Raw genomic sequence first — 18,585 nt, forward strand, 5'->3', positions numbered from 1 at the left:
CACCTTGCGCAATACGTCCCAGGCCACCCCGGTACCGTCGGCGTTGGTGTAGTCGAGCCATTCTTCGCTGACCAGATGGATCTGCTTCGGCACGCCGTCGGCAGCCATCACCCACGGGGCAAAGCCAAGCAGCATCGCCAGCAGCACAGTCCTTATGGCCATTCACGCGCTCCCTGTTTCAGGCAACCGCCCACACCAGAACCTGCATGCCCAGCCAGGCGAACACGCCGGCCAGGATATCGTCGAGCATGATGCCGACGCCGCCATGCACATGGCGATCGATCCAGCGGATCGGCCACGGCTTGAGGATGTCGAAGAAGCGGAACATCAGGAACCCCGCCAGCAACCACTGCCAGCCTTCCGGCACCAGCCAGAGGGTGATCCACATGCCGACGATCTCGTCCCAGACAATGCCTTCGTGATCGTGCACGCGCAAGTCATTGGCGACCTTGCCGCACAACCAGAAGCCGAACAGCATGCTCACCCCGAGCAGCAGCCAGTAGCCCCAGTCGGGCAGCATCTGCCACAAAGGAATGAACGGTATGGCGACCAGCGAACCCCAGGTGCCCGGCGCCTTGGGCAAGGTGCCGGAACCGAAGCCAAACGCGATGAAGTGCCACGGGTTGCGCCAGACCGAAGGCGGAACGAACTCCGCAGGCACCTGGTTGGGGTGATCGGTCACGGTGTCTCCCTAAAGTGTTGATAGCCCCGCTGAACGGGGGTGATGTCATGGCCCAAGGCGTCGTGCAAGGTCACACCCTGCCCTTCGAGCACACGACCAATGGTATGCACCTCGATGCAATCGAAGGCAGCCAGAGCTGCCAGCGCCCCAGGCGGCAAGGTGAAAGCCAGTACATAGTCATCGCCACCGCTGAGGGCGGCCTGCAGCGCCGCCTCACGGCCGAGAAACGCCTCTACAGCAGGAGACACTGGCACCTGCGCCAGGTTCACCTGCAGTGCGACAGCGGACGCCTTGGCAATATGCCCACAGTCCGCGAGCAGGCCATCAGAGATATCCAGCGCCGCCGTGGCCCGGCCGCGCAGCAGCTGACCCAAGGCGAGCTGCGGCATCGGCGACCAGTAGTGGGCCAGCAGCGGCTCGGCCTGCTCGGCCGGCGCCTCGCGCTCACCCAGCACCAGCGGCAACGCCCCCGCCGCCTTGCCCAGCACACCACCGACACACAGCAGGTCGCCCGGCCGGGCGCCGCTGCGGCGCAGGGCCTGGCCAGCGGGTACACGGCCGAACACGGTCACGGTGATACTCAGCGGGCCACGTGTGGTGTCCCCACCAATCAGGCTCATACGGCAACGCTGGGCCATGCGGCTGAGGCCGTCGGCGTAGGCCGCCAGCCAGTCAGGGCCAACGTCAGGCAGGGTCAGGGCGAGGGTAAAGCCGATTGCGGTCGCGCCCATGGCTGCCAGGTCACTGGCTGCCACGGCCAACGAACGCTGGCCAAGCAGAAGCGGATCGCAGACAGCGGGAAAATGCACGCCGGCGACCAGGGTGTCGGTCGACACCGCCAGTTGCTCACCGGGCGGAAGGCTGAGCAAGGCGCAGTCGTCGCCGATACCCAGGGCCACGCCCTCGCCACCCTGCGCACAAGGCGCGGCGGCGAAGTAATGGTTGATCAGCTCGAACTCACCCATGGTTCGCAAGCGCCTGGATCAGCGCTTGTTCGCCTTGACTTCGGCTTCTCGAAGCGACGGTGCCAGCTTGTCCAGCACACCATTGACGAACTTGTGGCCGTCAGTGGCGCCGTAGACCTTGGCGAGTTCCACGCCTTCGTTGATGACCACGCGGTACGGCACGTCCACGCGCTTCATCAGTTCCCAGGTGGACAGGCGCAGCACGGCCAGTTCGACCGGGTCGAGTTCGTCCAGGGCGATGGTCATGCAAGGCACCAGTGCCTGGTCGATTTCGCTCTTGAACGCCGGAACCCCATGCAGGATTTCGCGGAAATAAGCACCGTCGACATCGGTAAAATCGTTATCGACCCGAAACTGCGCTTCGATCTCGTTCAGCGAGTGCTTGGCCATGTGCCACTGGTAGAGGGCCTGGGTCGCGAGCTGTCGGGCTTCGCGGCGCTTGGCGCTCTTCGAGGGCTTGCCGGCATCCGCAGGTTTTGGATCGCGCGGGTTGAAACGATCGCTTTCGTCGCTAATCACTTGGCCTCCAACTGCGCCAGCAGGCTGACCATTTCCAGAGCGGACAGGGCAGCTTCAGCACCTTTGTTGCCGGCTTTGGTGCCGGAACGCTCGATGGCCTGTTCGATGGAGTCAACGGTCAGCACACCGAACGCCACCGGTACACCGAACTCCATGGACACCTGGGCCAGGCCCTTGGTGCATTCGCCCGCCACGTATTCGAAGTGCGGGGTACCACCACGGATCACCGCGCCCAGGGCGATGATCGCGTCGTAGGCGCCTTGCTGGGCGACTTTCTGTGCTACCAGCGGGATTTCGAAAGCACCCGGGGCACGGATGATGGTGATGTCGCTTTCGCTGACACCGTGGCGTACCAGGGCATCAACGGCACCGCTTACCAGGCTTTCAACGACGAAGCTGTTGAAGCGGCCAACCACCAAAGCATAGCGACCTTTGGGGGCGATGAAGGTACCTTCGATGGTCTTCAGGGTCATTCCGATATTCTCATCTTCAAGAGCGAGGCCGCATACAAGCGGCCTCGACAGGGTTCTGGACTCGAGCAGAGGGCGTCAATGCCGCCTCAAGTCACTCGGAGGGCACGTATTCTACAACTTCCAGATCGAATCCGGATATCGCGTTGAACTTCATCGGCGAACTCATCAGGCGCATCTTGCGCACGCCGAGGTCGCGCAGAATCTGCGAACCGGCGCCAACGGTGCTGTAGGTGGTCGGTGCCTTGGTCGGCACATCGCCCGCGCTTTCGCGGATGTGCGCCAGCAGCACGTCGCCGTCCAGCGGGTGACCCAGCAGCAATACCACGCCGCTGCCAGCCTCGGCCACCGCGGCCATGGCCGCACGCAGGCTCCAGCGGCCCGGCTGCTTGACCAGCAGCAGGTCGCGCAGCGGGTCCATGTTGTGCACGCGCACCAGGGTTGGATCTTCGGCGCAGATCTTGCCCAGGGTCAGGGCCATGTGCACGTCGCCTTCCACTGCATCGCGGTAGGTAACCAGGTTGAATTCACCCAGTTCGCTTTCGACCGGCTGCTCGGAAACGCGCTGCACGGTGCGCTCGTGGATCATGCGGTAGTGGATCAGGTCGGCGATGGTGCCGATCTTCAGGCCGTGCTCGGCGGCGAACACTTCCAGCTCGGCGCGACGCGACATGGTGCCGTCGTCGTTCATCACTTCGCAGATCACGCCACTGGGCTCGAAACCGGCCATGCGCGCCAGGTCGCAGGCTGCCTCGGTGTGCCCGGCACGGGCCAGGGTGCCACCTGGCTGGGCCATCAGCGGGAAGATGTGGCCAGGGCTGACGATGTCTTCGGCCTTGGCATCCTTGGCGGCGGCGGCCTGCACGGTGCGGGCACGGTCAGCGGCGGAGATGCCGGTGGTGACACCCTCGGCGGCTTCGATCGACACGGTGAACTTGGTGCCGAAGCCCGAGCCGTTGCGCGGCGCCATCAGCGGCAGCTTCAGGGTTTCGCAACGCTCGCGGGTCATCGGCATGCAGATCAGGCCACGGGCGTGCTTGGCCATGAAGTTGATGTGCTCGGGCAGGCAGCATTCGGCTGCCATGATGATGTCGCCTTCGTTCTCGCGGTCTTCGTCATCCATGAGGATGACCATTTTGCCCTGGCGGATGTCTTCTACCAGTTCTTCGATGCTGTTGAGCGCCACGCGGCACCCCCTTCTCAATCAGGATTTCAAGAAGCCATTGGCGGCCAGGAAGCTTTCGGTGATGCCACTGCCCTTGCTCGGTTCGGCGGCCTTGTCACCCAGCAGCAAGCGCTCCAGGTAACGGGCCAGCAGGTCGACCTCAAGGTTTACCCGACGCCCTGCACGGTAGTCGGCCATGATGGTTTCGGACAGGGTGTGCGGGACAATGGTCAGCTCGAACTCGGCGCCATTGACCTCATTGACCGTCAGGCTGGTGCCGTCGACGGTGATCGAACCCTTGTGGGCGATGTACTTGGCCAGTTCCTTCGGTGCACGCACGCGGAACTGGATGGCGCGCGCGTTATCGCTGCGCGAGATGATTTCGCCGACCCCGTCGACATGGCCGCTGACCAGGTGCCCACCCAGGCGAGTGGTGGGGGTCAGGGCCTTTTCCAGGTTGACCTTGCTGCCGCTCTTGAGGTCGATGAAGGCGGTGCGCTTGAGGGTTTCGACGCTGACGTCGGCCCAGAAGCCGTCGCCCGGCAGTTCGACCGCAGTCAGGCACACGCCATTGACGGCAATGCTGTCGCCAAGCTTGACGTCCGCCAGGTCGAGCTTGCCGGTTGCGACATGCACGCGCACGTCACCGCCCTTGGGGGTGAGGCTGCGAATGGTGCCGATGGATTCGATGATGCCGGTGAACATGGGGTCTTCCTCAAAAACGGTTTGCGCGGGGCAAGCCCGGCATTATACGCCGGACGCCGGCAGGGGCATGGCCGTGACCCGCCAGTCATCGCCCACTGCGCGCATTTCGGTAATTTTCAGCCGCGGGGCTTCGCTCATCTTCTCCAGCGGCCAGTCCAGCAGCGGGCGGGCGTGGGAACCGAGGAAGGTGCCGGCGACGAACAGCTGGTACTCATCTATCAGGCCCAGCCTGGCAAAGGCACCGACCAGGCCGGCACCGGCTTCCAGCAGGATTTCATTGACCCCGCGCCTCGCCAGGGCCTGCAGCAGCGCCGGCAAGTCAACCTGGCCATTGTCACCCGGCAGGCTGAGCAGTTCGTGGCCGGCAGCGGCATAGCGCGGGTCATCCGCGACAGCGCACACCACCAGAGCCGGGCCGGCCTGGAAGAACGGCGCATCCAGTGGCAGGCGCAAGCGGCCATCGACCAGCACGCGCAGCGGTGTGCGGCTAAGTGCCAGGCGGGTGGTTTCGGCGTCCAGCCCAAGCTCCGTGCCACGCACGGTCATGCGCGCGTTGTCGGCCAGCACGCTGGAGGCGCTGGTCAGCACCACGCTGGACCGGGCGCGCAGGCGCTGCACCGCCGAGCGGGCGGCCGGGCCGGTGATCCACTGGCTTTCACCACTGGCCATGGCGGTGCGACCGTCCAGGCTCATGGCCAGCTTGGCCCGCACGAACGGCAGGCCGTGCTCCATGCGCTTGAGGAAGCCCGGATTGAGTGCCCGGGCCTCGGCTTCGAGCACGCCGCTGGCGACTTCGATGCCGACCTCGGCCAGGCGCCGCAGGCCCTGCCCCGCCACCTGCGGGTTGGGGTCCTGCATGGCTGCAACGACCCGCGCCACGCCGGCCTTGACCAGCGCCTCGGCGCACGGCGGTGTGCGGCCATGATGACTGCACGGCTCCAGGGTGACGTAGGCGCAGGCGCCGCGGGCAAGTTCACCGGCCTGGCGCAGGGCATGCACTTCGGCATGCGGCTCGCCGGCGCGCAGGTGCCAGCCTTCGCCCACCACCTGGCCATCGCGCACGATCACGCAGCCTACGCGCGGATTCGGGTGGGTGGTATACAGGCCTCTGCGCGCCAGCTCCAGCGCGCGGGCCATGTAGTGGGCGTCGAGGATGGCAGCTTGGCTGGGCATGTTCACTCTTTGGCCGGCTCGCGAGCCAGGCGGTCGATTTCTTCGCGGAACTCGTCAAGGTCCTGGAAGCGCCGGTAGACGGAGGCAAAGCGGATGTAGGCCACTTCGTCGAGCTTGCGCAGCTCGGCCATGACCATTTCACCCACCACCAGCGATTTGACTTCGCGCTCGCCGGTGGCCCGCAGGCGGCTCTTGATGTGCGCCAGTGCCGCTTCCAGGCGCTCGACGCTGACCGGGCGTTTTTCCAGTGCCCGTTGCATGCCGGCGCGCAGTTTGTCTTCGTCGAAGGGCTGGCGGGTGCCGTCCTGCTTGATCAGCCGCGGTAGCACCAGCTCGGCAGTTTCGAAGGTGGTGAAGCGCTCGCCACAGGCCACGCATTCGCGGCGGCGGCGCACCTGCTCGCCCTCGGCGACGAGACGAGAGTCGATGACCTTGGTGTCGTTGGCACCGCAAAAGGGACAGTGCATGGTGGCAGGCAACAAAAAAAGGGAGGGCCATGGTAGCGCATCCCACTGGCAAGACAAGCCAAAGGGGTTAACATCCAAGGGAAATCTGCCCGTGAAGGACTACCCCATGCACTACCGAGCGCTCGTCGTGCTGTGCTGCGCCGCCCTGCTTGCCGCCTGCGGCAGCGACAGGCCGAAGACCGATACCCCCGCAGCACCCACCCCCGCCCGGTCGGCCAAGCAGGCCGAAGTATTGGGCCCGTTGCCGGCCTACCAGCGCGAACTCAGCGGTACCCTGCTGGAAATCCCGGCCGGCGCCAACGTGGAGCTGGCCTTGCTGGTCATCGACGAACGTGACCGCCCGCAACGCCTGCTGGCCAGCAGCAACCTGACGGGCACCGGCCAGGCCCTGCCCTACCACCTGCGCTTCAACCCTGAGGCCTTTCCGGCCGGGGCCCGGGTCGAGCTGCGTGGCCGCGCCAGCAGCTCCGGCCAGCTGATCATGCACCTGCTACCGGTGCGCATAACCCAGGCCCAGACCCAGGCCACCGGCCCGCTGCGTTTCGAGAAGGCGCCATAGTGGCGCCGCTGGCCCTGCAACAGGCCCTCAGCGGCCTGATCGGCGAAGCGCGGCTGGTGGTCAGCGAGCTGCCCGGCTGTGACCTGAAGCTGTGGCTGATCGATGACCAGAACATGGACCGCGCCTTCAGCAGCGAAGAAACCCGGCGCATTCTTGAAGAGCCGCCCTACTGGAGCTTCTGCTGGGCCAGTGGGCTGGCCATGGCCCGTTACCTGGCCGAGCGCCCGGAGTGGGTGGCCGGCAAGCGGGTGCTGGACTTTGGCGCCGGCTCCGGCATCGCTGGCATTGCCGCGGCCCGCGCCGGTGCGCTGGAAGTGGTCGCCTGCGACCTCGACCCGCTGGCCCTGGATGCCTGCCGTGCGAATGCCGCGCTCAACGGTGTGGAACTGGCTTACAGCAGCGATTTTTTTGCCGAGGCCGACCGCTTCGACCTGATCCTGGTAGCCGATGTGCTGTACGACCGCGCCAACCTGCCGCTGCTCGATGCCTTTCTCGGTCGCGGCCGCCAGGCGCTGGTGGCCGACTCGCGGGTGCGTGACTTCAGCCACCCGCAGTACCAGCAACTGGGCGTGCTCGAAGCACTGACCCTGCCCGACCTGGCCGAGCCACACGAATTCCGCCGGGTCAGCCTGTACCACGCCAGCCGCGACACCTTATAGTGGTGCCATCCACGAGTTTGCGAGAGTCGCGATGACCCAAGACACGCCGTACATTTTCGACGCCACCGATGCCAACTTCCAGCAACTGGTGATCGAGAACTCCTTCCACAAGCCGGTGCTGGTGGACTTCTGGGCCGAGTGGTGCGCACCGTGCAAGGCGCTGATGCCCTTGCTGGCGAAGATCGCCGAGGGTTACCAGGGCGAGCTGCTGCTGGCCAAGATCAATTGCGATGTGGAGCAACAGGTAGTTGCCCAGTTCGGCATCCGCAGCCTGCCGACCGTGGTGCTGTTCAAGGACGGCCAGCCGGTGGACGGTTTTGCCGGTGCGCAGCCGGAATCCGCCATTCGCGCCATGCTCGAACCCCACGTGCAACTGCCCCCCGCCCCCACTGCATCGCCGCTGGAACAGGCCAAGGCGTTGTTTGCCGAAAGCCGTTTTGCCGAGGCCGAAGCGCTGTTGCAGGTGCTGCTGGGTGAAGACAACAGCAATGCCGAGGCGTTGATCCTGTACGCCCGTTGCCTGGCCGAGCGTGGTGAGCTGGGTGAAGCGCAAGTGGTGCTGGACGCGGTCAAGACCGATGAGCACAAGGCAGCACTGGCCGGTGCCAAGGCGCAGCTGACCTTCCTGCGCCAGGCCGCGAGCCTGCCGGAAGTGGCAGACCTGAAGAGCCGCCTGGCGCAGAACCCGCAGGATGACGAAGCGGCTTACCAGTTGAGCATCCAGCAGCTGGCGCGGCAGCAGTACGAAGCGGCGCTGGATGGGCTGCTGAAGCTGTTCCAGCGTAATCGTGGCTATGAGAACGGGCTGCCGCAGAAGGCGATGCTGCAGGTGTTCGAGTTGCTGGGTGGGGATCACCCGTTAGTTGGGGTTTATCGTCGCAAGCTGTCGGCGCTGATGTTCTGATAATCATGGGGCCGCCTTGCGGCCCCATGATTCTGAAACCATCACCCCACCCAGTGATAAACCGGCGAATCCACGCCACTTTCCACCTTCACCTCACTGCTATGCCGCAAGCGCACCAGCAGCCGCTTGCCTGCCGCCGTACTCCCCGCCAGCCCTTCCAGACGGTCCAGCAATTCCGGCCCGCTCATCTGCCCTGCCAAACGCAGCACATCACGCGCCGCGGTCCACTGCCCGTCGTCCGAACGCGCCGCCGCAACAGCTGCCGGGGCTGCGGCCTGCGCCACCGCCGGCACCCCGACCTGCCGCCCAAGTTGCGCCCACTCTTCAGGCGCCAGCTCGATGGTCAGGTCCACCGGCCATTCACCAATCTGTCCACGAATTCTCACGATGCGTTCCTTGAGGAAGGTCAATGCAGCCATGCTACCCCAACATGAAACCTGCGCCACACAGACTGGCGGCGCGAATAAATCTTGTTATAACATAACTACATCTTTCAGCCCGCTCCGGAGCCATCCATGCGTCGCCTGCTGCTCGCCCTGCCCTTCGCCTTGCTGCCACTGGTCGTAGCCCATGCCCACGACGAGCATGATCATGACCATGCGCATGGCACCCTCGGCGCCCACGAGCATGGCGTTGCCAAGCTCAACGCCGTGCTTGATGGCAACACCCTGGAGCTGGAGCTGGACAGCCCGGCCATGAACCTGGTCGGTTTCGAACATGCCGCCAGCAGCGATGCCGACAAGGCCAAGGTCGCCGCCGTACGCCAGCAGCTGGAAAAACCCCTGCAGCTGTTCGGCCTGCCTGCCACTGCCGGCTGCAAAGAAGACCAACAAGCGCTGGAAAGCCCGCTGTTCGGCGACACCGCGAAAGCCGACGACGATGGCGACGCGCATGAGCACGGCCACCAGCACAGCGATATCGGCGCCCACTACCAGCTGACCTGCGCCAACCCCGAAAAACTCACCCAGGTGGACCTCGCGCCGCTGTTCAAAGCCTTCCCGGCCACGCAGAAGATCAACGTGCAACTGATCGGCCCCAATGGCCAGAAAGGCGTGGAAGCGACGCCGGCCAAGGCTGCGGTCGTCTTCTGAATGAGCCAGCCGTTGATCGAACTGCATGACCTGATGTTCGCCTGGCCAGGCCAGCCGCCGCTGCTGGATATTCCGGCGTTTCACCTGGACGCCGGTGAAGCACTGTTCCTCAAGGGCCCCAGCGGCAGTGGCAAAACCACATTGCTGGGCCTGCTGGGCGGGGTGAATGTGCCGGGGCAGGGCCGTATACAACTGCTCGGCCAGGACCTTGGCAGCCTTGGCCAAGGTGCCCGCGACCGCTTTCGGGTCGATCACACGGGCTACATCTTCCAGCAGTTCAACCTGCTGCCGTTCCTGTCGGTACGCGAAAACGTCGAGCTACCCTGCCGCTTCTCGCACACCCGCAAGGCCCGCGCCGTGCAGCGCCACGGCAGTGTCGACCAGGCAGCCAGCACGCTGCTGGCGCACCTGGGCCTGGGTGACCCTGCCCTGCTCACGCGCCGTGCCGACAGCTTGTCGATCGGCCAGCAGCAGCGGGTCGCCGCTGCCCGTGCACTGATCGGCCAGCCCGAGCTGGTGATTGCCGACGAGCCGACCTCGGCACTGGATGCCGACACCCGCGAAGCGTTCATTGGCCTGCTGTTCGACGAATGCCGCGCCGCTGGCGCCAGCCTGCTGTTCGTCAGCCATGACCAGAGCCTGGCGCCGCTGTTCGACCGCCACCTGTCGCTGGCCCAACTGAACCGCGCCGCCACGCCCCGGGAGGCATGATGTACCTGCTCCGCCTTGCCCTGGCCAGCCTGGCCAACCGCCGCTTCACTGCATTTCTCACCGCCTTTGCCATCGCCTTGTCGGTGTGCCTGCTGCTGGCAGTCGAGCGCGTGCGCACCGAGGCGCGTGCCAGCTTTGCCAGCACCATCAGCGGCACCGACCTGATCGTCGGCGCCCGTTCGGGTTCGGTGAACCTGCTGCTGTATTCGGTATTTCGCATCGGCAACGCCACCAACAACATTCGCTGGGACAGCTATCAGCACTATGCCAGGGACCCGCGGGTAAAGTGGGCAATCCCCATTTCGCTGGGCGACTCGCACCGCGGTTACCGGGTGATGGGCACCACTGGCGACTACTTCAGCCATTACCAGTACGGCCGCCGCCAACACCTGGAATTGAGCCAGGGCCGCGCCTTTGCCAACGACCCGTTCGAAGTGGTGCTGGGTGCCGAAGTGGCCGACGCCTTGCACTACAAGCTGGGCGACAAGCTGGTGCTGGCCCACGGCGTTGCGGCGATCAGCCTGGTCAAGCATGACGACAAGCCGTTCACCGTGGTCGGTGTGCTCAAACGCACCGGCACCCCGGTCGATCGTACCCTGCACATCGGCCTGGGTGGCATGGAGGCCATCCATATCGACTGGCATAACGGTGTGCCGGCCCGTGGTGCCGGGCGGATCAGTGCCGAGCAGGCGCGCACGATGGACCTGCAGCCTGCCGCCATCACCGCGTTCATGCTTGGGCTGAATAACAAGATCGCAACCTTCAGCCTGCAGCGCGAAATCAACGAGTACCGCAACGAGCCGTTGCTGGCCATTTTGCCCGGGGTGGCACTGCAAGAGCTGTGGAGCCTGATGGGCACCGCGGAACAGGCGCTGTTCGTGGTTTCGCTGTTCGTGGTGCTGACCGGGTTGATCGGCATGCTTACGGCGATTCTCACCAGCCTCAACGAGCGCCGCCGGGAGATGGCGATATTGCGCTCCGTGGGCGCACGGCCGTGGCATATCGCCGGTTTGCTGGTACTGGAGGCGCTATCGCTGGCAGCGGTCGGCATCCTCGCCGGGCTAGGCTTGCTGTATGCCGGTATAGCCCTGGCCCAGGGGTATGTGCAGGCCAACTATGGTTTGTACCTGCCGCTGGCGCTGCCAAGCGCTCATGAATGGACCTTGCTGGCTATCATCCTCGGGGCTGCGCTGCTGATGGGTAGCGTGCCGGCGTGGCGTGCCTATCGGCAGTCGCTGGCCGATGGTTTGTCCATACACCTCTGAGAGCCAGTAATGATCCAGTACCTCATGCGCTTCTTCGCGGGTAAACCCGCTCCCACAGGTACTGCACAGCCCTTGAACCCTGTGCAGTACCTTGTGGGAGCGGGTTCACCCGCGAAGAGGCCAGCGCAGACAGCAAAAATCCTGTTGATCATGCTGCTCTCGCTGGCAATACCTGCCTGGGCCGCCGAACCCAAGGAGCTGGACTGGCCCGCCCTCATCCCCGAAGGCGCCCCGGTCATCCCGCCACAACTGGCCCCACTGCACGACCTGTCGCAAATCAGCAGCGCCCTGTCTGCCGAGTCCGCCCCCGCAGCGCGCCAGCAAGCCCCCGACGCGCCAGTGGTGAAAAGCCTCGACGGCCAGCAGATCAAACTGCCCGGCTACATTGTGCCGCTTGAAGTCAGCGAAGAGGGCCGCACCACCGAGTTCCTGCTGGTGCCCTACTACGGCGCGTGCATCCACGTACCACCGCCACCGTCGAACCAGATCGTGCATATCTTCAGCGAAATGGGTGTGCGCGTCGAAGACCTCTACCAGCCCTACTGGATCGAAGGAAAGATGCAGGTCAGAGCCTCCAGCAGCGAACTGGCAGACGCCGGTTACCAGATGGAAGCCGAGAAAATATACGCTTATGAGCTGAAATGAGAACCACTTCGAACTCATGCGGACGCTTCTTTTGAGCTGGGTCAAACAATCGGTTTAGACGGCTCCGTACCATTGGACTACTCGATTACTCACGTCCTTTGGGAGCTTCCATGAACAAGTCCTTGCTCGGCGCCGCCCTCGCGGCCCTGGCGCTCGCTGCCCCTGTTGCCCACGCCCACCAGGCGGGCGATGTCATCGTCCGCGCCGGCGCCATCACCACTGCCCCCAACGAGAGCAGCGGCGACCTGAAATTCGACGGCAACAAGGTATCGGGCACCAAGGCTACCCTGGACAGCGACACCCAGCTGGGGCTGACTTTCGCCTACATGCTCACCGACCACATCGGCCTGGAACTGCTCGCCGCCACGCCGTTCAAGCACACCGTCGGCGTCAAGGGCCTGGGCGGCGGCCTGGATGGCAAGCTGGCGAACATCAAGCAGCTGCCACCGACCTTGTCGTTGCAGTACTACCCGATGGAGCCGAACTCCCGGTTCCAGCCGTATGCCGGCGTCGGCATCAACTACACCCTGTTCTTCGATGAAGACCTCAGCAGCAGCCGCAAGCAACAGGGTTTCAGCAACCTGAAGCTGCAGGATTCGGTCGGTATCGCCGGTCAGCTGGGCATGGACTACATGATCACTGACAACCTGCTGGTGAACGCCTCGGTCTGGTACGTCGATATCGATACCAAGGCCAGCGTCAACGGCCCGACCGCCTTGGGCTACAGCAAGACCAAGGTCGACGTGGAAGTCGACCCGTGGGTCTACATGGTCGGCCTGGGCTACAAGTTCTGACCTGAGCACTGCAGGGCGGCCTCGGCCGCCCTCGCCCGTTGCAGCCATAGCCAATACCCCAGTGCGAACGCACTGATCGCCATGCCAAGCCCGCATACCGCAGCCCAACCCCAATGGGCGTACACCCAGCCCGCCAGCACCGCCCCCAAGCCACTGCCCAGCGAATAGCAGCACATGTAGGCGCCAATCAAGCGGCTGGCCATCACGCCACGCCCGGCCAGCAATATGCTCTGGTTGGTCACGTGCACCGCCTGCACGGCGAAGTCCAGCATCAGCACCCCCAGCACGAAGGCAATCAGTGAATACTCGACGAATGCCGTGGGCAGCCAGGACAGTACCAGCAGCGCCAGCGCCAGCCCGGTGCTGCGCTCGCCCAGCCCCTGGTCGGCCAGGCGACCGGCGCGCGCCGCCGCCAATGTGCCTGCAACACCTGCCAGGCCGAACAGGCCGATCTCGGTATGGCTCAGTGCCAACGGCGCAGCACTCAAGGGCATGACCATGGCACTCCACAGCACGCTGAACGCCGCGAAGATCAACACACCGAACAACCCGCGCTGACGCAGCAGCCGGTCGTGCCGGTACAAGCTGAACTGGGCAGCGATCAAGGCCCGGTAGCCCGGCCCGTGCGCCATGCGCTGCCCGCTCGGCAAGGTGCGCCACAACACCAGCGCCATAAGCATCAGCAGCCCAGCTGCAACCAGGTATACGCTGCGCCAGCCGGCCACATCAGCCAGCCCGCCCGAGACCAGGCGCGCTAACAGAATCCCCAGCACCACGCCACTGGTCACGGTCCCAACCGCCCGCCCTTGCTGGCCGGGTGCGGCCATGCTCGCGGCATGCGCCACCATCACCTGCACCATCACTGCCATCAGCCCGGTACTAGCCAGGGCCAACAGCAACACGGACCAGTTCGGCGCCATACCCACCCCGACCAGAGCCACGGCAGAGAACAGCAACTGGCCAAGGATCAGGCGCTTGCGGTCGATGAGGTCGCCCAGCGGCACTATCAGCAACAGCCCAAAGGCGTAGCCCGCCTGGGTCGCGCCGACCACCCAGCCGATCTGCTGCTGCGCCACCCCCAGCTCGGCGGCCATCGATTCGAGTAACGGCTGGGCGAAATACACCGTCGCCACGGCCATGGCGCTGGTGATGGCCAGCAGAAGGGTTATCCAGCGTGTCTGCGAAGGGGTCATCGGCTGGCCTCGAAAACTGGTTTCGAATTGAAACCGCATGCTGGCTATTTAGCAAATGTAGTTTTAATCTGCAACCAGATAATCACGGCAGGCCGACTCCATGCTCGACGAAAACAATGCGCAATGCCCCGTGGCCCGGGCCCTGGAGGTACTGGGTGACCGCTGGGCGCTGATGATCCTGCGCGATGCCTTCGATGGCCTGCGGCGCTTCAGTGAGTTTCAGAAGAACCTGGGGTTGGCGAAGAACATCCTCACCACGCGGCTCAAGCTGTTGGTGGAGAGTGGGTTGCTGGAGATGCAGCCGGCTTCGGATGGCAGCGCTTACAAGGAATATGTGCTGACCGGGAAAGGCCGCTCGGTGTTTCCGGTGGTGGTTGGCTTGCGGCAGTGGGGGGAGAAGTTTCTGTTCGAGGCGGGCGAGGTGCGATCGGAGTTGGTGGAAGCGGCTAGCGGCCACGGGCTTGAGACGTTGCAGGTGCGCGGCCAGGACGGGCGGGTTTTGAATGCCGAGGATTGCCTGCGCAGAGTTGTGCGGCATGGGTGATCATGGGGCTGCTTTGCAGCCCATCGTCGGCAAGCCAGCTCCCACAGGTACCGCGTTGATCTTGCGATTACTGGATCTTGTGGGAGCTGGCTTGCCGGCGGTTGGGGCGCAGAGCGCCCGCAATGGATATCAGCTTTTACCCAAAAGCCGCGCCAAACCCTCGACCATCGGCGTCGCCTGCGGAAAATCGAACCGCGCCAGCAAACGCTGGTTGTCCGCCCGCGAATGGCGAATGTCACCCGAACGCGCTGCGGCGTAGCTGACCGCAGGCAAACTGCCAACCACCTTCTCCAGCGCGGCCAGCAACTGGTTCAGCGAAGTGGCCTGGTTGAGGCCGATATTCACCGCCCCCTCCTGCACCTGAGGCTGCTCCAGCGCCTGCACCATCACCTGCACCAGGTCGCCCACGTAGAGGAAGTCGCGGGTCTGCTCGCCATCGCCAAACACGGTGATCGGCGAGCCCTGCACTGCGCGCTCGGCGAAAATGCTGATAACCCCGGAATACGGCGAGGACGGATCCTGACGCGGCCCGAAGATGTTGAAGAAGCGAAACACCACCGGCTCCAGGCCATGCTGACGGCGGTAGAAGTCCAGGTACTGCTCACTGGCCAGCTTGTCCACGGCATACGGGGTCAACGGCGCCTTGGGCGTGTCTTCGGCAATCGACTCGCCCTCGCCATTGTTGCCGTACACCGCCGCGCTGGAGGCGAACAGTACCCGGCGCAGCCCATGCACGCGCATGGCTTCGCACACGTTGAGGGTGCCGATGAAGTTGCTTTGGTGGGTGCGTACCGGGTCCTCGACCGAGGCCTGCACCGAGGCCACTGCTGCCAGGTGCACCACGGCACGGCAGCCAGCCGCGGCCTGGGTGACCAGCGCTGCATCGGCGACATCACCTTCGATCAGTTGCAGCCGGGGGTGGTCGAGCTGCAGGTTGGCCCGCCGGCCGGTGGACAGGTCGTCGAGAATGCGTACGGCGTAGCCTTTGTCCAACAACGCATCGCACAGGTGGGAACCAATGAAGCCGGCACCGCCGGTGATCAGGATGGGGGCGTCAGCCATGGCGATAGAACCGGTCCAGTAAGGGCGGCAGGCCGGCACGCCAGGCGCGCGGCTTGATACCGAAGGTATGAAGAATTTTCTTGCAAGCCAGTACTGCGTGCTGTGGCTCTTCGCTGGCATCCGGGCGCGCCGCATGCGCCTGCGGCGTCGGTGCCTGCACAGCCAGCTGGCGGTAATGCCCGGCCTCGGTAAGTATCGCCTGGCCCAGCGCCAGCGGCGTGGTCGCCTCGTTGCCGGCGTAATGGTAGGTGCCCCACAGCGGCGCGCTACAGTCGAGCTGCTTGAGCACCGACAGGATCACCCGCGCGGCATCGTCGACCGGTGTCGGGTTGCCACGCCGGTCATCGGCCAGCAGCAGCTCTTGCGGCTGCTCGGCGCGGGTCAGGAAGCGGCCGAGGGCACCGTCGATGCTTTCGTCGAGCAGCCAGCCAAAGCGCAGCAGCACATGCTGCGGGCAAGCCGCGCGCACGCTCTGCTCGATACGCCACAGCGCCTGGCCACGCAGGCCGAGCGGCACTGGTTCGTCTTTTTCGCTGTAGGCCGTGGCCCGCGAACCGTCGAACACGCGATAGCTGGACGGCTGGATCAGGGTGATCTGGTGGTGCTGGCACAGTTCTGCCAGCCGCTCCACCGCCCGCTCCTGCTGAGCCAGGCGCTGCTCGCTGACCGACTCGGCCTGGAACCAGTCGAAGTAATAAGCCAGGTTGACCACGGCATCGGGGCGGTGATCATCGAGCAGCTGAGTGAGGCTGGCCGGGGCCCAGCCATTCTCGGGCGGGCGCGGCGCCAGGAAAGCGATGTCCTCCTCGGCCCCAAGACGAATCAGCGCTTGCCCGAGGGCATTGCCACCACCCAACAGCATTAGGCGCATACGCATAGAGTCAGCAGATCCGGAAGAGGTTAATGAATGAAAGGGGCATTTTGCGGTTTCCGGGCGGGGAAGTCCAACACCGGGACGGCAGTACATACGTAAGGCCATTCCTACCATCGCCAGAGACATTCCCTACAGCTCAGACGGATCAGGTCCTGCATCCCCGGTTAAAAACATCTGGCTAAATGATCGTCGAGCTAACAAAAAGTTTCACCTTCCTCTACATACAAAGGAAAAAAAACAATGACAGGAACTCAATTTAGCCGCTCGCCTGAAATCATCAAATTCCAGTTTACCAAGGAGCAAGCACGGTTATTGGATTCAGGGTCCAGACAAACTGCCGCGAGCGGCGGGCCTGACGTAACAGGAGCCGCAAGAATTTCCGCACATCACGCCCGAGTTCTGATGCTTTCAATGAGCCCTCCGCAACGCGATATGCTCGAAATGTTCACCTGCGGCATGGCGGCCGCCATTGAGTTCAATGCGATGCAAGTTCCGCACTCCGACCCTGCACCAGCGCATCTTCCGCCCATGGATATCATCAGTACCGAACCAGTCACTATCTATCTGGCCTCTCGAAACCAGATCCTCCTGAACCTTGTCGACTATCGCTCCTTCGCTTTTGATATAGACAACGGCAGCAAGCAAGTAAGGCTCGTTGGTAACTTCAAAGGTGGCGGCGAAAATGTGTTATCGGATGAGCTTGATGATCACGAAGCCGAAATGAGCTCCCATTCAGGACTTATGCTGGGCCCGCATACAGAGCCTCCCTACAATTGCTCGATCAACTCAGAGAGCGGACACTCTCCGGCCCCGAGCGCATTGATTCTGACGGCCAGATGGAACCCCTTGCGAGAACCGACCATATTGATACCTGTACGCGATGCCGTTGCAAAGCTGAACGGACTTGAGGCACTTGCGCTATCATCGAAGTCATTCTGTTTCACTCGTAGCGATTGCTTCGTCAAGGATGAAAGCCAGCACACGGTCGAAAATTCCATTCTCCAGTTTGATCCCAGGGGCGAATTTACCCTGCGCTACAGTAGCTATCGTTACTCTTTGCATAACGAGGCCAGCCAGTCGGCACAAAAAGCTTATCACTCGCTTGTGCACCTGCTGAGCCAAGCAAAATCTCACGAATTTATCCTTCATCCCGGCTCAGCACTATTAATCAATAACAGCCAAACACTCCATGCACGCGAAATCGTAAAGGATAACAGGAGATTGTTGATCCGACTGTTTGGTTATTCACCGGATGCCCGCCCCTTGACCCTGCGAAAAGATCCACTTGTAGTGCGCGGCTAATGCTGGAGAAATGCTAGTGGAAGTTGAAACCTCACTACTAATTGCACTCTCAGCTGTCGCCCTGTTTGCCGGTTTTTTCGATGCAATAGCAGGCGGCGGCGGGCTGCTTACGCTCCCGGCCCTTTTCATAGCAGGCGTCGACCCGTTGGCGGCAATGGCTACCAATAAATTTCAGGCGTCCTCGGCCAGTGTTTCAGCAGTCTGGGCGTTTGCTCGCAAGCGGATGATCGAGTGGCGGTCCGACTGGCCTATGGCTTGTCTTTCTTTTACCGGTGGGTTCGCAGGCGCCTTGTCGATCAGCATACTCGACAGGGCTGTCCTGGAGTCAATCGTCCCAATCTTGCTGATTGCGGTAGCCGCGTACTTTACATTCAGCCCCACGCTTGGTGATCAGGACCGTAGGCAACGGCTATCACGTTTTACCTTCACGTTGGCAGTAGTTCCAGCCATTGGCTTTTATGACGGTATTTTTGGCCCAGGTACCGGATCATTCTTCATGGTCGCCTGCACCTTGCTAATGGGGCAGGCGCTTATGCAGGCGATCTGCAGAAGCAAACTATTGAATGCGTGCTGCAATCTTGGAGCTCTGTCGGTATTTGCATTCAGTGGGGCGATCATCTGGCCTTTGGGATTGGCAATGGCAGTCTGCGCCATCATCGGCGCACAAATTGGCGCGCGTTGCGCGCTCTACTTTGGACCACGACTGGTCAAACCGCTACTGATCGTTGTGTGTTCCCTGATGGCAATCAAGTTGCTGTTCGGTGATGGGCATCCGGTAGGGGAATGGTTACGGCAATTTAGAATAATTATGTAGATACTCTGTTGGCGGCCAAGCT

23 protein-coding genes and 1 pseudogene are annotated in these 18,585 nt (G+C 63.3%); 11 read left to right on the plus strand and 13 right to left on the minus strand.

The annotated features are described in order from the left end of the window. The 9 genes and pseudogenes from HP546_RS05045 to nrdR form a co-directional block, all read right to left on the minus strand. A pseudogene (locus HP546_RS05045) lies at positions 1–162 on the minus strand (ABC transporter substrate-binding protein); the annotation flags it as partial. Between the two features lie 16 nt (positions 163–178). Next, positions 179–682: a phosphatidylglycerophosphatase A gene (locus HP546_RS05050; RefSeq protein WP_003255391.1), complete on the minus strand. Its 504-nt coding sequence runs from the start codon at positions 680–682 to the stop codon at positions 179–181. Beyond that, entirely contained in the window at positions 679–1,647 is a 969-nt protein-coding gene (gene thiL, locus HP546_RS05055) for a thiamine-phosphate kinase (RefSeq protein WP_172220552.1), read from the minus strand. Before thiL ends, HP546_RS05050 begins: the two co-directional genes overlap by 4 nt. Before the next feature lie 18 nt (positions 1,648–1,665). Beyond that, positions 1,666–2,166 carry a transcription antitermination factor NusB gene (gene nusB / locus HP546_RS05060; RefSeq protein WP_172220555.1) on the minus strand — a complete coding sequence of 167 codons (501 nt, stop codon included), beginning with the start codon at positions 2,164–2,166 and terminating at the stop codon, positions 1,666–1,668. Beyond that, positions 2,163–2,639, minus strand: a complete 477-nt coding sequence (gene ribE / locus HP546_RS05065; protein ID WP_003255395.1) for a 6,7-dimethyl-8-ribityllumazine synthase — start codon at positions 2,637–2,639, stop codon at positions 2,163–2,165. The genes nusB and ribE overlap by 4 nt, the downstream gene beginning before the upstream one ends. Positions 2,640–2,730: 91 nt before the next feature. Next, complete coding sequence (gene ribBA, locus HP546_RS05070; protein WP_172220558.1) at positions 2,731–3,822, minus strand: bifunctional 3,4-dihydroxy-2-butanone-4-phosphate synthase/GTP cyclohydrolase II; 1,092 nt, start codon at positions 3,820–3,822, stop codon at positions 2,731–2,733. Between the two features lie 18 nt (positions 3,823–3,840). After that, positions 3,841–4,506, minus strand: a complete 666-nt coding sequence (locus HP546_RS05075) for a riboflavin synthase (RefSeq protein ID WP_172220561.1) — start codon at positions 4,504–4,506, stop codon at positions 3,841–3,843. 42 nt (positions 4,507–4,548) lie between these two features. After that, positions 4,549–5,679, minus strand: coding sequence for a bifunctional diaminohydroxyphosphoribosylaminopyrimidine deaminase/5-amino-6-(5-phosphoribosylamino)uracil reductase RibD (gene ribD, locus HP546_RS05080; protein ID WP_172220564.1), 1,131 nt, complete (start codon positions 5,677–5,679; stop codon positions 4,549–4,551). 2 nt (positions 5,680–5,681) lie between these two features. Beyond that, positions 5,682–6,146, minus strand: coding sequence for a transcriptional regulator NrdR (gene nrdR, locus HP546_RS05085; protein WP_009685710.1), 465 nt, complete (start codon positions 6,144–6,146; stop codon positions 5,682–5,684). A 106-nt stretch (positions 6,147–6,252) separates the two neighbouring features. Between nrdR and HP546_RS05090 the strand changes: the two genes are divergently transcribed. Genes HP546_RS05090 through trxA form a run of 3 tightly spaced genes read left to right on the plus strand, consistent with a single transcriptional unit; the run spans position 6,253 to position 8,268 of the window. After that, on the plus strand, positions 6,253–6,705 hold the full coding sequence (locus HP546_RS05090) for a YbaY family lipoprotein (RefSeq protein WP_172220567.1): 453 nt from the start codon (positions 6,253–6,255) through the stop codon (positions 6,703–6,705). Then, positions 6,705–7,364: a 50S ribosomal protein L11 methyltransferase gene (locus tag HP546_RS05095; protein ID WP_172220570.1), complete on the plus strand. Its 660-nt coding sequence runs from the start codon at positions 6,705–6,707 to the stop codon at positions 7,362–7,364. Before HP546_RS05090 ends, HP546_RS05095 begins: the two co-directional genes overlap by 1 nt. Positions 7,365–7,395: 31 nt before the next feature. Then, positions 7,396–8,268 carry a thioredoxin gene (gene trxA / locus HP546_RS05100; RefSeq protein ID WP_172220573.1) on the plus strand — a complete coding sequence of 291 codons (873 nt, stop codon included), beginning with the start codon at positions 7,396–7,398 and terminating at the stop codon, positions 8,266–8,268. A gap of 41 nt (positions 8,269–8,309) precedes the next feature. Here the strand turns inward: trxA and HP546_RS05105 are convergent, their stop codons facing one another. Further along, a complete protein-coding gene (locus HP546_RS05105; protein ID WP_172220650.1) occupies positions 8,310–8,654 on the minus strand; it encodes a hypothetical protein in 345 nt (114 codons plus the stop codon). 129 nt (positions 8,655–8,783) lie between these two features. Here HP546_RS05105 and HP546_RS05110 point away from each other — a divergent pair, with 129 nt between their 5' ends. From HP546_RS05110 to HP546_RS05130, 5 genes are all read left to right on the plus strand, one after another. Next, a complete protein-coding gene (locus HP546_RS05110) occupies positions 8,784–9,359 on the plus strand; it encodes a DUF2796 domain-containing protein (protein WP_172220576.1) in 576 nt (191 codons plus the stop codon). Further along, a complete protein-coding gene (locus HP546_RS05115) occupies positions 9,360–10,070 on the plus strand; it encodes an ABC transporter ATP-binding protein (protein WP_172220579.1) in 711 nt (236 codons plus the stop codon). Further along, positions 10,070–11,335 (plus strand): ABC transporter permease, encoded by a 1,266-nt coding sequence (locus tag HP546_RS05120; protein WP_172220582.1) that lies wholly within the window; start codon positions 10,070–10,072, stop codon positions 11,333–11,335. The genes HP546_RS05115 and HP546_RS05120 overlap by 1 nt, the downstream gene beginning before the upstream one ends. Positions 11,336–11,485: 150 nt before the next feature. Continuing rightward, positions 11,486–11,980 (plus strand): DUF3299 domain-containing protein, encoded by a 495-nt coding sequence (locus tag HP546_RS05125; protein ID WP_172220653.1) that lies wholly within the window; start codon positions 11,486–11,488, stop codon positions 11,978–11,980. Positions 11,981–12,090: 110 nt separating this feature from the next. Next, complete coding sequence (locus tag HP546_RS05130; RefSeq protein WP_172220585.1) at positions 12,091–12,774, plus strand: OmpW family protein; 684 nt, start codon at positions 12,091–12,093, stop codon at positions 12,772–12,774. On the opposite strand, the gene HP546_RS05135 is transcribed toward HP546_RS05130, so the two are convergent. Further along, positions 12,762–13,967 carry an MFS transporter gene (locus HP546_RS05135; protein WP_172220588.1) on the minus strand — a complete coding sequence of 402 codons (1,206 nt, stop codon included), beginning with the start codon at positions 13,965–13,967 and terminating at the stop codon, positions 12,762–12,764. The two genes, HP546_RS05130 and HP546_RS05135, sit on opposite strands and share 13 nt — an antisense overlap. Before the next feature lie 100 nt (positions 13,968–14,067). Here HP546_RS05135 and HP546_RS05140 point away from each other — a divergent pair, with 100 nt between their 5' ends. Further along, positions 14,068–14,511, plus strand: a complete 444-nt coding sequence (locus HP546_RS05140) for a helix-turn-helix domain-containing protein (RefSeq protein WP_172220591.1) — start codon at positions 14,068–14,070, stop codon at positions 14,509–14,511. A gap of 129 nt (positions 14,512–14,640) precedes the next feature. Here HP546_RS05140 and HP546_RS05145 read toward each other — a convergent pair whose 3' ends face one another. After that, on the minus strand, positions 14,641–15,573 hold the full coding sequence (locus HP546_RS05145) for an NAD-dependent epimerase/dehydratase family protein (RefSeq protein ID WP_172220594.1): 933 nt from the start codon (positions 15,571–15,573) through the stop codon (positions 14,641–14,643). After that, a complete protein-coding gene (locus tag HP546_RS05150) occupies positions 15,566–16,450 on the minus strand; it encodes a sugar nucleotide-binding protein (protein WP_172220597.1) in 885 nt (294 codons plus the stop codon). Before HP546_RS05150 ends, HP546_RS05145 begins: the two co-directional genes overlap by 8 nt. Positions 16,451–16,687: 237 nt before the next feature. Between HP546_RS05150 and HP546_RS05155 the strand changes: the two genes are divergently transcribed. Both HP546_RS05155 and HP546_RS05160 read left to right on the plus strand, forming a co-directional pair. Next, positions 16,688–17,749 carry a TauD/TfdA family dioxygenase gene (locus HP546_RS05155; RefSeq protein ID WP_172220615.1) on the plus strand — a complete coding sequence of 354 codons (1,062 nt, stop codon included), beginning with the start codon at positions 16,688–16,690 and terminating at the stop codon, positions 17,747–17,749. A gap of 10 nt (positions 17,750–17,759) precedes the next feature. Then, the gene (locus HP546_RS05160) at positions 17,760–18,563 is read left to right on the plus strand and encodes a TSUP family transporter (RefSeq protein WP_172220618.1); all 804 of its coding nucleotides are present in this window, start codon (positions 17,760–17,762) and stop codon (positions 18,561–18,563) included. The last annotated feature ends 22 nt before the right edge of the window (positions 18,564–18,585 follow it).

Origin of the sequence: Pseudomonas sp. CM25, assembly GCF_013179705.1 — a bacterium.
GTDB lineage: Bacteria > Pseudomonadota > Gammaproteobacteria > Pseudomonadales > Pseudomonadaceae > Aquipseudomonas.

What these genes read in the sequence shown, in the direction of transcription:
- HP546_RS05110 (WP_172220576.1), top strand. Translation starts at nt 8,784, where the DNA reads ATGCGTCGCCTGCTGCTCGCCCTGCCCTTCGCCTTGCTGCCACTGGTC.
- HP546_RS05140 (WP_172220591.1), top strand. Translation starts at nt 14,068, where the DNA reads ATGCTCGACGAAAACAATGCGCAATGCCCCGTGGCCCGGGCCCTGGAG.
- trxA (WP_172220573.1), top strand. Translation starts at nt 7,396, where the DNA reads ATGACCCAAGACACGCCGTACATTTTCGACGCCACCGATGCCAACTTC.
- HP546_RS05130 (WP_172220585.1), top strand. Translation starts at nt 12,091, where the DNA reads ATGAACAAGTCCTTGCTCGGCGCCGCCCTCGCGGCCCTGGCGCTCGCT.
- ribE (WP_003255395.1), bottom strand. Translation starts at nt 2,639, where the DNA reads ATGACCCTGAAGACCATCGAAGGTACCTTCATCGCCCCCAAAGGTCGC.
- HP546_RS05090 (WP_172220567.1), top strand. Translation starts at nt 6,253, where the DNA reads ATGCACTACCGAGCGCTCGTCGTGCTGTGCTGCGCCGCCCTGCTTGCC.
- HP546_RS05135 (WP_172220588.1), bottom strand. Translation starts at nt 13,967, where the DNA reads ATGACCCCTTCGCAGACACGCTGGATAACCCTTCTGCTGGCCATCACC.
- HP546_RS05120 (WP_172220582.1), top strand. Translation starts at nt 10,070, where the DNA reads ATGTACCTGCTCCGCCTTGCCCTGGCCAGCCTGGCCAACCGCCGCTTC.
- HP546_RS05075 (WP_172220561.1), bottom strand. Translation starts at nt 4,506, where the DNA reads ATGTTCACCGGCATCATCGAATCCATCGGCACCATTCGCAGCCTCACC.
- HP546_RS05115 (WP_172220579.1), top strand. Translation starts at nt 9,360, where the DNA reads ATGAGCCAGCCGTTGATCGAACTGCATGACCTGATGTTCGCCTGGCCA.
- HP546_RS05125 (WP_172220653.1), top strand. Translation starts at nt 11,486, where the DNA reads ATGCTGCTCTCGCTGGCAATACCTGCCTGGGCCGCCGAACCCAAGGAG.
- HP546_RS05145 (WP_172220594.1), bottom strand. Translation starts at nt 15,573, where the DNA reads ATGGCTGACGCCCCCATCCTGATCACCGGCGGTGCCGGCTTCATTGGT.
- ribD (WP_172220564.1), bottom strand. Translation starts at nt 5,679, where the DNA reads ATGCCCAGCCAAGCTGCCATCCTCGACGCCCACTACATGGCCCGCGCG.
- nrdR (WP_009685710.1), bottom strand. Translation starts at nt 6,146, where the DNA reads ATGCACTGTCCCTTTTGCGGTGCCAACGACACCAAGGTCATCGACTCT.
- HP546_RS05160 (WP_172220618.1), top strand. Translation starts at nt 17,760, where the DNA reads ATGCTAGTGGAAGTTGAAACCTCACTACTAATTGCACTCTCAGCTGTC.
- thiL (WP_172220552.1), bottom strand. Translation starts at nt 1,647, where the DNA reads ATGGGTGAGTTCGAGCTGATCAACCATTACTTCGCCGCCGCGCCTTGT.
- HP546_RS05150 (WP_172220597.1), bottom strand. Translation starts at nt 16,450, where the DNA reads ATGCGTATGCGCCTAATGCTGTTGGGTGGTGGCAATGCCCTCGGGCAA.
- HP546_RS05155 (WP_172220615.1), top strand. Translation starts at nt 16,688, where the DNA reads ATGACAGGAACTCAATTTAGCCGCTCGCCTGAAATCATCAAATTCCAG.